The 14,503-nt window shown below is 51.9% G+C and carries 13 protein-coding genes; 8 read left to right on the top strand and 5 right to left on the bottom strand.

Annotation, left to right across the window (positions count from 1 at the left end):
- Positions 1–11: 11 nt before the first annotated feature.
- The 3 genes from R70723_RS17365 to R70723_RS17355 form a co-directional block, all read right to left on the bottom strand.
- Entirely contained in the window at positions 12–773 is a 762-nt protein-coding gene (locus tag R70723_RS17365; RefSeq protein ID WP_039873734.1) for a DsbA family protein, read from the bottom strand.
- Positions 774–880: 107 nt separating this feature from the next.
- The gene (locus R70723_RS17360) at positions 881–1,633 is read right to left on the bottom strand and encodes an HAD family hydrolase (RefSeq protein ID WP_039873732.1); all 753 of its coding nucleotides are present in this window, start codon (positions 1,631–1,633) and stop codon (positions 881–883) included.
- Positions 1,634–1,690: 57 nt separating this feature from the next.
- The gene (locus tag R70723_RS17355; RefSeq protein ID WP_039873730.1) at positions 1,691–2,614 is read right to left on the bottom strand and encodes an ArsR/SmtB family transcription factor; all 924 of its coding nucleotides are present in this window, start codon (positions 2,612–2,614) and stop codon (positions 1,691–1,693) included.
- 144 nt (positions 2,615–2,758) lie between these two features.
- On the opposite strand from R70723_RS17355, the gene R70723_RS17350 reads away from it, so the two are divergent.
- The 5 genes from R70723_RS17350 to R70723_RS17330 all read left to right on the top strand — a co-directional run bounded on the left by R70723_RS17350 (position 2,759) and on the right by R70723_RS17330 (position 8,205).
- A complete protein-coding gene (locus R70723_RS17350; protein WP_039873728.1) occupies positions 2,759–3,934 on the top strand; it encodes an MFS transporter in 1,176 nt (391 codons plus the stop codon).
- Between the two features lie 90 nt (positions 3,935–4,024).
- A complete protein-coding gene (locus R70723_RS17345; RefSeq protein ID WP_039873726.1) occupies positions 4,025–4,750 on the top strand; it encodes a phosphonate ABC transporter ATP-binding protein in 726 nt (241 codons plus the stop codon).
- 38 nt (positions 4,751–4,788) lie between these two features.
- Complete coding sequence (locus R70723_RS17340) at positions 4,789–6,072, top strand: hypothetical protein (protein ID WP_047171155.1); 1,284 nt, start codon at positions 4,789–4,791, stop codon at positions 6,070–6,072.
- A complete protein-coding gene (locus R70723_RS17335) occupies positions 6,065–6,763 on the top strand; it encodes a response regulator transcription factor (RefSeq protein ID WP_039873724.1) in 699 nt (232 codons plus the stop codon). The genes R70723_RS17340 and R70723_RS17335 overlap by 8 nt, the downstream gene beginning before the upstream one ends.
- A complete protein-coding gene (locus R70723_RS17330) occupies positions 6,760–8,205 on the top strand; it encodes a sensor histidine kinase (RefSeq protein WP_039873722.1) in 1,446 nt (481 codons plus the stop codon). Before R70723_RS17335 ends, R70723_RS17330 begins: the two co-directional genes overlap by 4 nt.
- A gap of 104 nt (positions 8,206–8,309) precedes the next feature.
- Here R70723_RS17330 and R70723_RS17325 read toward each other — a convergent pair whose 3' ends face one another.
- Positions 8,310–9,533, bottom strand: a complete 1,224-nt coding sequence (locus R70723_RS17325) for a glucose-1-phosphate adenylyltransferase (RefSeq protein WP_039873721.1) — start codon at positions 9,531–9,533, stop codon at positions 8,310–8,312.
- 217 nt (positions 9,534–9,750) lie between these two features.
- Here R70723_RS17325 and glgB point away from each other — a divergent pair, with 217 nt between their 5' ends.
- From glgB to R70723_RS17310, 3 genes are all read left to right on the top strand, one after another.
- Positions 9,751–11,679 (top strand): 1,4-alpha-glucan branching protein GlgB, encoded by a 1,929-nt coding sequence (gene glgB / locus R70723_RS17320; RefSeq protein WP_039873719.1) that lies wholly within the window; start codon positions 9,751–9,753, stop codon positions 11,677–11,679.
- 47 nt (positions 11,680–11,726) lie between these two features.
- Positions 11,727–13,151: a glycogen synthase GlgA gene (gene glgA, locus R70723_RS17315; protein WP_039873716.1), complete on the top strand. Its 1,425-nt coding sequence runs from the start codon at positions 11,727–11,729 to the stop codon at positions 13,149–13,151.
- Between the two features lie 311 nt (positions 13,152–13,462).
- Positions 13,463–13,768 (top strand): hypothetical protein, encoded by a 306-nt coding sequence (locus R70723_RS17310; RefSeq protein WP_039873714.1) that lies wholly within the window; start codon positions 13,463–13,465, stop codon positions 13,766–13,768.
- A 140-nt stretch (positions 13,769–13,908) separates the two neighbouring features.
- Here R70723_RS17310 and R70723_RS17305 read toward each other — a convergent pair whose 3' ends face one another.
- A complete protein-coding gene (locus R70723_RS17305; RefSeq protein ID WP_231574743.1) occupies positions 13,909–14,421 on the bottom strand; it encodes a DUF4334 domain-containing protein in 513 nt (170 codons plus the stop codon).
- Positions 14,422–14,503 lie beyond the last annotated feature (82 nt).

The raw sequence follows: 14,503 nt of genomic DNA, 5'->3' as shown, positions 1-14,503 counted from the left end.
CAGATATATACTTATTTCGCAGACTCCGCCAGACTGCTGTCAATTGCGGCCGTCAGTCCCTCATAAGAGGAGTCGGGCAGCAGGACGCCGTCCACCATAAATTTCGGGGTACCGTTAACGCCGTAGGCTCCGGCAATTTTGAAATCCTCCTTAACATCGTACATATAGGTGTGGTCCTTCACATCCTGCTCGAACCTGGCATAATCTATGCCTTCAATGTTCTCTTTGACGAAGTTAAGGATGAATTTCTGGGTGGCCCAGATGGTGCTTTCGTCGCCCTGATTGATGTACAGCTCGTGAACATACTCCCAGAACTTCTCGTTGCTCTGATTGTAGATGGCTTCTCCGGCACTGGCTGCCAAATAAGAATCGCGGTCGATAAAAGCGAAGTTCATGAAGTAGAGCTCGGCTTTTCCGGTATCCACATAATCTCTGATGAAGTTATCCAGATTGGCTTCGGTCCATTTCTTGCAGGCCGGGCATTTGAAATCAGCGAATTCAATGACCTTGACCTTGGCATCCGGACTGCCCAGATGCGGCTGCTTCTCATATTTCAGACCGTCAACCACAATAGTACCCTTTACATCCGTGTAATTCGGCAGCCCTTCGAGCACATTGTCCTCTTTGGAATTGCCGTCCGTAAGGACATAGATAAGTACAATTGCCAGAATGACAGCGATGATGCCAAGCAGCATAGGCAGCAGACGGGAGCCGGAGTGGTTCCGGGCAGACTGCTTATTCGGTGTGCGGTTAGGACTAGCTTGCTTGTTCATTCCTACCTCCTGAATGAGATGAAAAATCTACTCAAACAGTATAAACACAGCAGCTGCAATATGCCTATGGCATTTGTAACAGGAGGCCGGACTAAATGAGGCAAATATTAGCCGTGATTCTGCTGCTTGGAGGCTGTGCGGATGACGGGCGGAACCTCGCTGATGGAGGAGATCGTCATAACCGACTGCTGCATCTCACGCTGTAGCTCAATCAGGTTGTACAGCCATTCGTTCTGCTGCTTCAGATAGATGCTGTTAATGCCGGCAGTCAGGGCCGGAAGCACGTCAGTACGCAGGGAATTGCCGATCATCCAGGTGCGCTTGCGTTCAAACGGGTGCGAGACCAGGATATTTTCAAGCGATTCAATATTTTTATGCTGACGGATAAAGATCCTGTCGTCAAAATAGACATCAAGCTTCATCTGTTCGATTTTACGCTGCTGAATGATGTCATCTCCGCCTGTGTACAGGTAGAGGTTATGGCCGTCATGCTTGAGCGCATCAAGGGTTTCCACCATTCCCGGGTAGGCTTCGACCTCCTGGTCGTAGACACTAAGTCCGAGCTTCATAAGCTGCTGCTCATGATAAGGATCGCCAGTCCGGTTATATTTGGCGCAGAAAAATCGGTAGGTGGCGATCAGCGATTTAGGGAAATTGTCGCTGGCCAGGCCGCTGGTGCTGACTGTTTCCACATCGATCTCTACCTGCTTGCTGCGGAAATCAGCGGTTGTCGGCCCGTATTCCCCGAACCAGTCGGACATCAGCTCGAAATACTGGCCCAGAATGAGGTCGAAATATTTATTGCAGTGCACCAGGGTATCATCCAGATCAAAAATAACTTGTTGAGGCCTATACTTCATAACGCTCACTCCTATAACCTGTAAGTTTGTCAGTAATTCTCTGCTTGAATATAGCTATTATAAACGAATATAAGACTCCAGGAACATCTGCAGATCGGAGGCACCGTCCGGGCGGACACTATAGCGCTCATTCCCTTCGCCTTCGCTGCCCAGGTGTACGCGCAGCAGTCCGGCAACACGGAGCATCAGCAGATGATGCATCATCGTATCATTGGTCTGGCCCAGCACTGACTGAAGCTCCCACAGCGTTTTGGGTTCATGGGCAGCGTAGCGCAGCAGCCGGAGTCTGGTCGGATCGGACAGCGCCTTGGTCAGGCGCAGCAGAACAGTGGGAGGCTCGTCCTCGTTGTCGGAAGGAACATCGACCGGGTACTGGATAATCATCAGTGTATTATAGAAGCAATACATATTGATCGGCCGGTTATGAATGGTCGGCAGCAGCACAACTGTCTGCAGATCCGGAATATCCTCGATGACTACACCGCCTGAGGCATATTCGATCAGGGCAGCAGAGCCCATTTTGCTTTCCAGCATTTTTTTCTCGGAAGCATCCTCAATAAGAAGCGGCAGCAGCTTCTGCTCGGTATGGCGGAAATACTGCTCATACCATAGACGCAGGAGCGGCGGATAATCGCGTTTGATCCGTTCACATTCTTCTAATGTGAAATCAGGAAACAGCGGCGCGGTCTGCTCAAAGCACTCCTCCAGTGACTGCTTCTCCAGTTCATCCAGGAACTGCAGCACCTTGGAGGCCGGCTGGCGGCGGTAAGCCCAGACATACAGGACATCATAATCGGTAAAAGGCCATTCGGCTGCCTGCCGGAGTGCGGACACCTGCTGAGGAGGAATTCGGCCGTCTATATCGCGGATCCAGTCAGGACCGATGTCCAGGTTGGAAATCCATTTGCGCGTTACATATAACATAAAGCTGTCAATCAGTTCATAGACAGGCGAGACATCAATTTTGAGTTCATAAGTCATGAAGCTTGCACCCCCAGGAAATCGGTCACTTCTATATATTATCTCTTGTTTTGAAGAGGGTTGTCCACTATAATGTTCCATGTTTGCCTTCAAGGGCAAGTTTTGTCCGCTATTACCTGAATACCGTTCAAGGAGGATTCATCTGTGTCAGACCGGCTTTTAGCAACACGCTCCAACAGTAAGCTGAACTATTTTATTCTCATTACCGTTATTATCGCCGCGGGCCTGAGCCAGGGGCTTCTGCTGCCAGTGCTGTCTATTCTGCTGGAGCAAAAGGGAGTGTCATCTTCGCTCAACGGCCTGAATGCGGCAGCGCTTTATGTCGGCTCATTTGCCATGACCCTGGTGGCAGAGCGGGTGCTCGGCGCCATCGGCTTCAAGAGGCTGATTGCCGCCGGCTTAAGCCTGGTCCTGGTTTCGCTGCTGCTGTTCCCGCTGCTGCCTGGCGTCACCGCCTGGTTTGTGCTGCGGCTGCTGGTCGGCATCGGCGATTCGGCTATTAATTATGCCGCCCAGCTCTGGGTGCTTCTGATGGCACCGGCAGAGCACAGGGGCCGCAATCTCTCACTGTACGGAATGTCCTACGGCCTGGGCTTCAGTCTCGGACCGGCAGGGATCAGCCTGCTGCGCTTCGGCCAGGCGGCCCCGTTTCTTATTCTGGCCGGCTTATTCCTGCTGGCACTGCTGCTGGTGCTGCTCAAGCTGCCCAATTCCCGTCCTGACAAGGTGGAGCACAGCGAAGGCCAAGCCCGCCGTTTCGGCCGCAGCTATAGCCTTGCCTGGTACGCATTGATTCCAGCGATGCTGTACGGGTACATGGAAGCAAGCCTGAACAGTAATTTCCCTGTCTATGGCCTGCGCTCTGGCTTCACCACTGACCAGATTGCTACACTCCTGCCGTTCGCTGGCATCGGCGGCCTTCTGCTCCAGCTGCCGCTCGGGCTGTGGAGCGACCGCTACGGGCGCAAAAAAATTCTGATCCTTGCCGGAACCTGCGGTGGCCTGGGCTTTACACTGCTGCCGCTGGCAGGTGACCATTTCATTCTAACGCTGCTTCTGCTGCTGGTGGCCGGTGGGCTGGTAGGCTCGTTCTTCTCGCTTGGGCTGGGCTATGCTGCAGATATCCTGCCGCGTAATCTGCTGCCTGCGGCCAATGTTGTTTCTTCTTTTCATTTTAGCATCGGCAGCATCCTCGGCCCGGGCGTCGGCGGCCTGCTGCTGGAGTTCGGCTGGGGCAGCGGGATTTTCGTGCTGCTTGGCGTTCTCTATATTTTGTTCGGTCTGACCGGGTTATTATTCTCGCCACGGCAGCAGAATTGAGGTAAGATAAGAACAGATGTGCGCATGGCAATTGGTCCCGCTTTCAGAGTACACTATAGAGTAGAGACCAAAACAGGGAGAGGCTGAACTATGATTACAGTTGAACATTTAGCCAGAGCAGTCGGGGAAGATAAAATTCCGGTTTTACAGGATATCGGTTTTCAGTTAGAGCCGGGGGAACTGGTAGTGCTGGTGGGAGCCAGCGGAAGCGGCAAGTCGACGCTGCTGCGCTGTCTGGCGCTGCGCGAGAAATGGGACAGGGGCAATTTCCGGGTGGATGGAGTAGACATCATGAAGAGCCCGCTTGCCGGCAGACGCAAAATCCGCCGCGAATGGGCGTATCTGGAGCAGAACGCCGAGCTTAACCCGAACCGGACCGCACTAAAGAATGTACTGATCGGCCAGTCCTCGCAGACGCCGCTGTGGCGGATGGTTACGGGCATGGTCCGGCAGGATGATTATATGGGGGCGATGGACGAGCTGGATACGCTTGGCCTGCTGGACAAAGCGAAGCTGAAGACGAGCCAGCTCAGCGGGGGCGAGCGCCAGCGTGTAGCTATTGCCCGTGCGCTTGTGCACGGAGCAAAGGTTATTCTGGCCGATGAGCCGGTAACCGGTCTTGATCCGCGGACGGCCGAAGGCGTCCTGGAGACGCTGCGCAGACTCTGCAAGGAAACAGGACTGACTGTAATTACTGTACTTCCGCTGGAGCTGGCGGAACGTTATGCCACAAGACTGTGGGTGCTGGAGAACGGCAGAATCAAGCATGATGTGAGAGGACGCCGCCTGACCTCACAGGAGCGTATTAACCTGTAGCAGACCTGTGCAATGAAACAAGGAAAGAGTGATGAAGCTTGAAGCTATGTGTTGCTAGACGTCTGGCGGCGGCTGTCGTGTCATTGTCCGTACTGTCGGGCTGTACCTTCATCAGCGATCCTGTTTCAAAGATGAAGGCTCCCGAGCTGACCGCCGATAAGGCTTCCCTGATGACAGCGATCAAGTCACAGATGCCGGCCAGCGCCTCGCTGATCCGCCCGTCCGGGGAAGAGGACAGCTCGATTTTTACAGAGGATTTAGATAAGGACGGCACCCTGGAGACGCTGGTGTTCTATTTAACTGAGAATGAATCCGTTCTGATTCACGGCATGATCCTGGAGAAGACGGAGGACGGATGGGTGAAGAAGCTTGATTTTGACGGCGACGGCACCCAGCTGGAGTCGGTTGACTTAAAGGATGTGACTGGCGACGGAAAGCTGGATATCATTGCCGGCTATTCGCGCGGCGTGGAGAAGGGAATGGTCGTCTATACGTATTCCGGCGGTGAGCTGGAGGAAGTGCTGTCGCAGCCTTACACCAGATTCATGATAGACGATCTGAACGAGGATGATATTGCCGACATTACCGTGGTGTACTTCAAACGTAATGAAACGAACAAAATTACTACCTATCAGTTTGACGACGGCTTCAAGGTGCTTGACCAGCTTGATGACCTGGACCCGTATTTTAATAATTATTACAATATTGTCTCAGGAAAAGTAGCAGAGAATAAAGAAGGTATTGTACTGGATGCGGCGGTGGATTCCCGTTCAGCCTATACCACAGTGGTAGTGATGGAGAATAATAAGCTGCGGGTGGTTATTCCAGGCGATGCCAAGACATTTAAAGACAGAAAGATTGTCAGTGAGGATATCGACGGCGACGGCATTATCGAGATTGGTATGCTGGAGGCGCCGGGCGGCTGGGAATATTTTGACCCTGAAGCCATTCCTTACTTCACTTCCTACTATAAATGGGACGGCAAGGACGGCCTGAGCTTTACCGCGCAGAAGTACCGTGACCCGTCAGACCGGTTCATTATCGATTTTCTGCCGGAGTGGCACGGCAAGATCACAGTGGATACCAAATCGGTACAGGATAAATCGCTGAAGTTTGTCATGTCGGATACGGGCGAGACGGTGGTGGAGGTAACCTTCTTTACCCAGCCGGAATGGGACCGTGTCAAGAACAGCGGCTGGAAGGTGCTCAGCCGGGATATGGACAAGATTATCGGCTACCGCGGAGAGCTGGTACAGAGCACGGGCGGGAGCGACAGCGATAAAATAACCGCTCCAATTGAAAGGAAGGGAATCGATGAGTAAAGTACTGATACTGGAGGATGAAGAATCTATCCGCAGTTTTATTGTAATTAACCTGAAACGAAACGGCTTCGAGGTGCTGGAGGCGGCGGACGGCAATGAAGCGCTGCACAAGCTGACCACCATACCTGATATTGATATCGCACTGCTGGATGTAATGGTTCCGGGCATTGACGGCTTCGAGGTATGCCGGCGTATCCGTGAGACCAATGAACGGCTCGGAATTATTTTCCTGACCGCCAAGGTGCAGGAGCAGGATAAGGTCTATGCGCTTTCTGTAGGGGCTGATGATCATGTCAGCAAGCCGTTCAGCCCGACCGAGCTGATTGCACGCATTCAATCGCTGCTGCGCCGGGTTAATGTGCACCGTGAGCAGTCGGCTAAGGTATCCTTTCACTCCGGCCCGTTTACGCTGGATCTGATCTCCAAGCAGTTCAAACGCAGCGGGGAGGCAATTGAGCTGACGCCGACAGAATTTTCACTGGTGCAGTTTTTCCTTGAGAAGGAGAATACGCCGCTCAGCCGCGACTCGCTGCTGGATCATGTCTGGGGCAAGGAGTATATGGGCGATCCGAAGATCGTCGATGTGAACATCCGCCGGCTGCGCCAAAAAATTGAAAACAACCCGTCTGAGCCCGAATACTTGCAGACTGTATGGGGGCACGGCTACAAATGGAAAGGCCAAGGACAATGATCAAGAAGGGGATGCGCAGACAGATCGTACTGCACTATATTCTTGTAGTCTTTGTAGCGCTTCTCCTGGTAGAGGTTATCTTCCTGCTGGCGATCCGCACGTATTATTATGACAGTGTGTACAGCAAAATCACGACTAATATTGTCACGGCAGAAGGCTTCCTGAAATACGCGATTTCGGGCGAGCGGTCGCCGAACCAGATGCAAAAGGTGCTGGATCTTTTCGGCATGGAGTATACAGAGCTGGAGGTGCTGTCCACCAGCGGGGATATCCTGACCAGCTCGACCGGCTTTCAGCCTGACCGGACAATCACTACAAGTGATGTGCCGGAGGCGGTAGGCGGCAGCATCGGCAAATGGGTAGGCAGACAGGCAGGGACGAACGAAAGTGTCATGGCGGTATCCAAGCTGATTCAGCTTAACAGCCGCGATAAATATGTGATCCGCTACATCACCTCGATGGAGCGGATTGATAAGGATCTGCTGAACCTGACCCTGGTGTCGATCGGGATCGGTGCGGCGGTTATGGTGATTGTCGTCCTGTTCAGCTTCGGACTGGCGAATTCCATCGTCAAGCCGCTTAATAATATTACAGCCGTCTCAGCGCAGATGGCGAAGGGCAGGTTTAACGCCCGGATTAAAGGGGACTACAAGTACGAGATCGGCGATCTGGCCACCACCTTGAATTATATGGCGGATGAAATCATCCGCAGCAATCAGATCAAGGATGATTTCATCTCCTCCATCTCCCATGAGCTGCGGACTCCGCTGACGAGCATCAAGGGCTGGAGTGAAACGCTGATTTCCGGCGGATATGATCCGGAGGAGACGAAGCTTGGCATGGGAATCATCTCCAAGGAAAGTGACCGCCTGATCGGTCTGGTGGAGGAGATCCTGGATTTCTCCAAGCTGCAGCAGAATGAAATGAAGCTGTCGATTGTGCTGACCGATATCAAGGTGGTGCTGCAGGAGACGATTCTTAACATTTGGGCCAAGGCCGAGAAGAAACGGATTCATCTGGTGCTGGAATGCGAGGATTCGGTCTATATCAAGGGAGATCCGAACCGGCTTAAGCAGGTATTCCTGAACCTTGTGGATAATGCCGTCAAGTTCTCCCCCGAGGATTCCAGTATTGTTCTGTCTGCACAGCGTCTGTCAGAGAAGGAAATGGCAGTTATCGTAAGGGACAGCGGAATCGGAATCAGTGAGGTCCATCTCACCAGAGTGCGTGACCGCTTCTTTCAGGTCGATGCACTGAACGGGGGGACCGGCTTAGGACTGGCGATTTCCCAGCAGATTGTAGAGCTGCACCACGGCAAGCTGGAGATGGACAGCGAGCTGGGTAAGGGGACTCAGGTGACGGTCATTCTACCGTTAACCGATGAGCGCCCTCCGGCTGCAGAACAGCCGGTTACGGCTGAGAGCAACGATTATGAGCTGTAGTGAATAAGCAATTGCTTGAGGACATAACAGAAAGGGCTGCAATACGGTCATCTGACCCGTATTGCAGCCCTTTTTGTTGAGCTGAAAAGAAGGAATAATAAGGCTTAAGAAGGAAGTCCTTCAGCACGCAGTCTGCCGGTTTTCTCATACACTTCCTGCAGCAGGCGGGAAGGCTGGGTCCGGATGACCGGCTTGGCGGCAACAATCTCGTTAGGACCGACAACCACTACGTTGTCAGGACTGCCTTTGATCACAGCACCATCCTTAATAACTGCTCCTTCGCCGATAATCGCATTCTCAATCAGCACACCGCGGCCGATTTGTACACCCGGCATAACGATACTCTGATGTACCCGGCTGAGCTTGCCGATTTCCACGCCACCGAAGATTACGGAGCGCTGCAGGCTGCCTTCCAGCAGGCAGGCTTCGTTCACCAGGCAGTCATCAGCCTGAACCGGGATACGGGGCTTAACAGCTGCCGGCTTGGTGCGCCGTGCCCGGCTATACATCGGCCACTGGGCGTTATCCAGCTTGAAGCCGTTGTCCGCCTGCAGCAGATCCATATGAGCTTCCCACAGGCTGTCAACTGTACCTACATCTCTCCAGTAGCCCTGGAAACGGTAAGCGAACAGATCATCGTTGCTGTCCAGCATCGCCGGAATCACGTCCTTGCCGAAATCATGGCTGGAGGAGGAATCAGCGGCGTCAAGCAGCAGATATTCCTTCAGATAAGCCCACTCGAACAGATAGATACCCATGGATGCCAGATTGCTCTTCGGCACCTTCGGTTTTTCGGCGAACTCGGAAATTTTCAGCTCCTCGTTCACATTCATAACACCAAAGCGGCTCGCCTCATCCCATGGAACCTCCATGACAGAGATTGTCGCTTTGGCTGCTTTACTGATATGATAATCCAGCATTTTGCGGTAATCCATATGGTAGATATGATCGGCAGAGAGGATCAGCACATGCTCCGGATTTTGGCTGTCAATAAAATCTATGTTCTTATAGATGGCATCTGCTGTACCGGTATAAGTATTTCGTCCGTCCACACCGGAAGGCAGCAGTCTGACACCCTGATCAGGTTTGGAATGCAGCCCCCATGGCTCGCCTGATCCGATATGCTGATGCAAGGAATTAGCTTCGTACTGAGTCAGTACGCCCACAGTATCAATGTTTGAATTCACACAGTTGCTGAGGGGAAAGTCAATGATTCTATACTGTCCTCCGAAAGGGACTGCAGGTTTTGCCATCGTGGTGGTTAAGGGGGCCAGTCTGCGGCCTTCCCCGCCAGCCAGCAGCATGGCGACACATTCTTTTTTACTCATTTGTTATCCCTCCCATTTTTTTGTCAATGCTTGTAATATAAACTCCCCACAAGCGCTTGAAACGGCATAAGTGAAATATATTGATGTCCTGCTGAAATAATTACATTTTTATTTTTTCGTTCAGAAAAAACCTATTTTTTCCTTAAAACGCATTTTCAAAACCGGGACATTCGGGTAATGTTATAGGTGCATCCTATACAAAAAAGGTGGTGATGATTTGCCTGACATACAACAAACAGTAAACCTCCCGTCAACTGAAGATATTTATCTGTTCCATGAAGGCACGAATTATCGCAGCTATATGATGCTTGGCGCGCACATTGCCGCTGAAGATGGAATGAAGGGCGTTCGCTTTACCGTGTGGGCTCCTCATGCGACATATGTAGGACTGGCTGGTAATCATAACGGCTGGGACGGAACTGCAGAAGCGGACTCGTTATTTAAGATACCCGATTCAGGATTTTGGAGTCGTTTTTTTCCGGGAATAGAGCCGGGAACTTTTTACAAATACAGGATTATCTCAGCTGACGGAGACAGCTTCCTCAAAGCGGATCCATATGCCTTCAAATCGGAGGTCAGACCGGCGACAGCTTCGGTTGTGGCGGATCTCACCGGCTACCAGTGGGGGGACAATCTGTGGAGACGCAAGAATAAAGCCCCATACAATGGACCGATGAACATTTATGAAATGCATTTTGGTACCTGGAAGCAGAAGGAAGACGGAGAATTCTACACTTATAAAGAAATGGCCGAGCTGCTGATCCCGTATCTGGTGGAGATGAGCTATACTCATGTTGAGTTTATGCCGCTTGCCGAGCACCCCTATGATTTATCGTGGGGTTATCAGGGGACGGGGTATTTTGCTGCGACGAGCCGTTACGGCGAACCTCAGGAGCTGATGTACCTGATCGACAGGCTGCATCAGGCGGGCATCGGTGTCATTCTGGACTGGGTGCCGGCGCATTTTGCCAAGGATGCACACGGACTTAGAATGTTTGACGGCTCTCCGCTGTATGAATATGCTGATCCAATGCTGGCCGAGAAGCCGGGCTGGGGTACACTGTCCTTTGATTTCAGCAAGCCGGAAATTGTTTCATTCCTCATCTCCAATGCGCTTTTCTGGTACGACGTCTACCACATAGACGGAATGCGGGTGGATGCTGTAACAAGCATGCTGCGCCTTGATTTCGAGAAGCAGAGCCACCAGTATAGACGCAATGTTAACGGCGGGCTGGAGAATCTGGAGGCAATCCGGTTCATTCAGCAGCTGAATAAGACGATTTTTCACTATTATCCAAAAGCACTGATGATGGCAGAGGAATCCAGCGCCTGGCCGGGCGTTACAGCTCCTGCACACGAAGGCGGCCTTGGATTCAATTACAAATGGAATATGGGCTGGATGAATGACACTTTAGGTTACATAGAACATGATTTCGGGGCCCGTCCCTATCATCATAATTTGTTGACCTTTCCGATTGCCTATGCCTATTCTGAAAATTATACGCTGCCTTTATCCCACGATGAGGTTGTACACGGTAAAAAATCGCTGCTGGACAAAATGCCGGGCACCTACGAGCAAAAATTCGCCGGTCTGCGCCTGCTGCTGGGCTATCAGATCTCCCATCCCGGTAAAAAGCTGCTGTTCATGGGCGGTGAATTCGGACAGTTTATCGAGTGGAAGGATCAGGACCAGCTGGACTGGCTGCTGCTGGATTATGAGGCTCACCGCAGGATGCTGGCCTATACAGCTGCGCTTAATAAGCTCTATGTAACCGAGAAGGCGATGTGGGAGCTGGATCATGATTTTGAGGGCTACCAGTGGATTTACGCGGACGATAACCACCAGAGTGTGCTTTCGTACATCCGCAGAGGCAAAAAGCCGGTGGATACGCTCGTTATCATCGCCAATTTCCAGCCGGTCGAGCGGAAGAATTACCGGATCGGCGTTCCGCGTCCGGGCACGTATGAAGAGATTTTCAGCTCAGAGACGGTGGAATTCGGCGGTACAGGCTATCATAACGGTCCGATGAAGAGCACGAAGAAGGAATGGCATAATCAGATGAACAGCCTGGAGCTGACGATCCCGCCGCTAAGCTTTATTGTGCTGAAGAAGGCCGGACGCAAGCCCAAGACAGTTGTGGAATAGAGAAGCTGTGGAATTGAGAATCCGTACTTTATAAGGGGGAAATCTGCATGAAACTATTATTTGCAGCCGCTGAAGCTCATCCGTTTATCAAAACGGGAGGCCTGGCCGATGTTATTGGGGCTCTGCCCAAAGCGCTGAAGGGTGCAGGGGTAGATGTACGCGTCATTTTGCCAAAATACAAAGGAATTCCTGAAGCCTACACCGCCCAGCTGGAGCAGGTAACGGTTGTGGATGTCCCGGTGGGCTGGCGTAACCAGTATTGCGGTATTGAAAAGCTTGTATATGACGGCATTCCGGTTTATTTTATCGACAATGAATACTACTTCGGGCGGGACGGCATTTACGGTTATATGGACGACGGCGAACGGTTCGCCTTCTATAACCGGGCTGTGCTGGAATGCCTGCCTGCCATCGGTTTCCAGCCGGATGTACTGCACTGCCATGACTGGCACGCTGCGGTTATACCAATGCTGCTGAAGGCACATTACCGTCACCTTGAATTCTATAGCGGCATGCGTACCGTATTCACCATTCATAACCTGCTGTATCAGGGAGTTTTCCCGTACTCAGTGCTCGGCGAGCTGCTGGGTCTGGATCACAGCTATTACGACAGTGTCGAATACTACGGTAACATTAATTACATGAAGGCCGGGATTGTGCATAGTGATCATGTCACTACGGTCAGCCCGACTTATGCCGAGGAAATCCGCACACCGTATTACGGCTACGGACTTGACGGCCTCCTGAACCACCGGGCTGACAGCCTGAGCGGGATCGTCAACGGGATCGATACCAAGAGCTATAACCCTAATGCAGACAGTAAGATTTTTACGAAATACCGTTCGAATCTGGCCAAAAAAACAGAAAACAAGCTGGGTTTGCAGCAGGAGCTGGGCTTGCCGGTTGCACCTTACATTCCGATGGTAGCTATGGTTACCCGGCTGGTGGACTCCAAGGGACTGGATTTGCTGACCCGGGTGCTTGACGAAATCCTGTACTACGACGATATCCAGTTCGTCCTTCTCGGCACAGGGGATGAAACGTATGAGCGCTGGTTCCGTGAGGCGGCGTGGCGTTATCCGACCAAGCTGTCCTCACAGATCCTGTTCAATGATGCGCTATCCCGTAAAATCTATGCGGCCAGCGACATCTTCCTGATGCCGTCCAAATTTGAGCCGTGCGGCATCAGCCAGCTGCTGGCGCTGCGCTACGGCAGTATTCCGGTCGTGCGTGAGACAGGCGGGCTGAACGACACTGTCCAGTCCTACAACGAGGAGACGGGTGAGGGCAACGGGTTTACCTTTAAGGATTACAACGCTCATGATATGATGTTCACCCTCCGCCGGGCCGTATCGCTCTACCAAAAGCCGGAGCACTGGAAAAAAGTAACCAAAAACGCCTTCGCCGGCGATTACAGCTGGAACGTCTCAGCCCAGCAGTACATTGATATCTACAATAAAATAAGTGAATAATTGCTAACCGTTCTTCCTTGTCCGGTTGTGCACCCCAAAATACTCCGTAAAGCGTGAAGCTTTGCGGAGTGTTTTGGTTTTTGAGTAAGGAGCGGAGTATCTGGATTTAAGTAGAAGAGTGATGGAGGTAGTGAAGGGGAAGTTGATGGAAGGATTAAAATGGTAAATTCTTTTTAGGCGGTTTTCTTAGTGTTAATTGGGTGTGATAAAGGGGAAAAATCCCGTTAATGACGGTATTATTAGGTGAATAGTGTAATTAAGCAGAAAAATCCCATTAATGGCGGCGATTTGAGGAGGGGATAAGCACAATAATGGGAAAAGTCCCATTATTCTCAACATCCCGTGTGATCGACGGGCGAATCAAGGGCACAAATGCCCTTGATTTCAGCCTGAACGGTGAAATGGCCGGAATGAGAGGCACATATGTCTTTGATTTCAGCCTGAAGGGTGAAATGGGCGAAATGAGAGGCATAAATGCCTTTGATTTCAGCCTGAGTAGTGAAATGAGCGAAATGAGAGGCATAAATGCCTTTGATTTCAGCTTGAAGGGTGAAAAGGGCGAAATGAGAGGCATTTTTGCCTTTAAATGTCTAGCCCAACCGGGTAACCAACGTTAGCCAGTAACCACCCGCCACCAACCCGCCGCGAACCACCATCAGCCAGTAACCAACCGCCGCCAGCCCGCCTCAATCCATCCATCAGCCTGTCAACATACACACCCGCCCACCCGGCGCTATACATCATCACCACTAACCAACTAACCGGTCACCCTCCGTAAAATAAAAAAGTAACCCAGCTTCTGCTGGTTTTTAAAATCCATCACGCCAAGCAGCGTATCCGCATCAATCCGCCGGAAATGGTCAATAATCGCCTTCTGGTCATAGACCATGGAGGCGGTGACCTTACCCCGGTACCCGATCATCCGCAGCCGGGCTTTACTGGAGCGGGTCCGGATAAACGGTGAAATCAAGGCGAAGAGCGGTCTGACTATCCGTCTGGGGATGAGCTGAAAGGGCAGAGTCAGCGGGAGCAGTCCGGGATTCACACGCAGCAGCCGGCCGTTGCTTTTCTGGAACAGAAGAGGATGGACCGTCTCGGCATCAATGAATGCTTTACCGTACCAGCCGGTCAGCTGAAGCAGACCATCCATGGGATGGCCGGAGGGAAGCTCGCTGCCGCGCCATTGTCCACGTAACTGCTCCAGCTCCACAGTCTCCAGCAGATCGAACCAGCTGAAGGCTTCCTGCTGCGTCAGCTGCCCATTTTGCAAGTATAGCTCCTGAAAATCGTTTGCACTAAACGGTGACACAATTGATCCCTCCGATGAAATAACCCTCCGCATGTGCTATCTG

Origin of the sequence: Paenibacillus sp. FSL R7-0273 (assembly GCF_000758625.1) — a bacterium.
Taxonomy (GTDB): domain Bacteria; phylum Bacillota; class Bacilli; order Paenibacillales; family Paenibacillaceae; genus Paenibacillus_AQ.
This window is presented reverse-complemented; position numbering and strand designations above follow the sequence as displayed.

Coding starts and splice junctions, on each gene's coding strand:
- R70723_RS17325 (WP_039873721.1), bottom strand. CDS start 9,533: ATGAGTAAAAAAGAATGTGTCGCCATGCTGCTGGCTGGCGGGGAAGGC.
- R70723_RS17345 (WP_039873726.1), top strand. CDS start 4,025: ATGATTACAGTTGAACATTTAGCCAGAGCAGTCGGGGAAGATAAAATT.
- R70723_RS17330 (WP_039873722.1), top strand. CDS start 6,760: ATGATCAAGAAGGGGATGCGCAGACAGATCGTACTGCACTATATTCTT.
- R70723_RS17360 (WP_039873732.1), bottom strand. CDS start 1,633: ATGAAGTATAGGCCTCAACAAGTTATTTTTGATCTGGATGATACCCTG.
- R70723_RS17335 (WP_039873724.1), top strand. CDS start 6,065: ATGAGTAAAGTACTGATACTGGAGGATGAAGAATCTATCCGCAGTTTT.
- R70723_RS17355 (WP_039873730.1), bottom strand. CDS start 2,614: ATGACTTATGAACTCAAAATTGATGTCTCGCCTGTCTATGAACTGATT.
- R70723_RS17310 (WP_039873714.1), top strand. CDS start 13,463: ATGGGAAAAGTCCCATTATTCTCAACATCCCGTGTGATCGACGGGCGA.
- R70723_RS17365 (WP_039873734.1), bottom strand. CDS start 773: ATGAACAAGCAAGCTAGTCCTAACCGCACACCGAATAAGCAGTCTGCC.
- glgA (WP_039873716.1), top strand. CDS start 11,727: ATGAAACTATTATTTGCAGCCGCTGAAGCTCATCCGTTTATCAAAACG.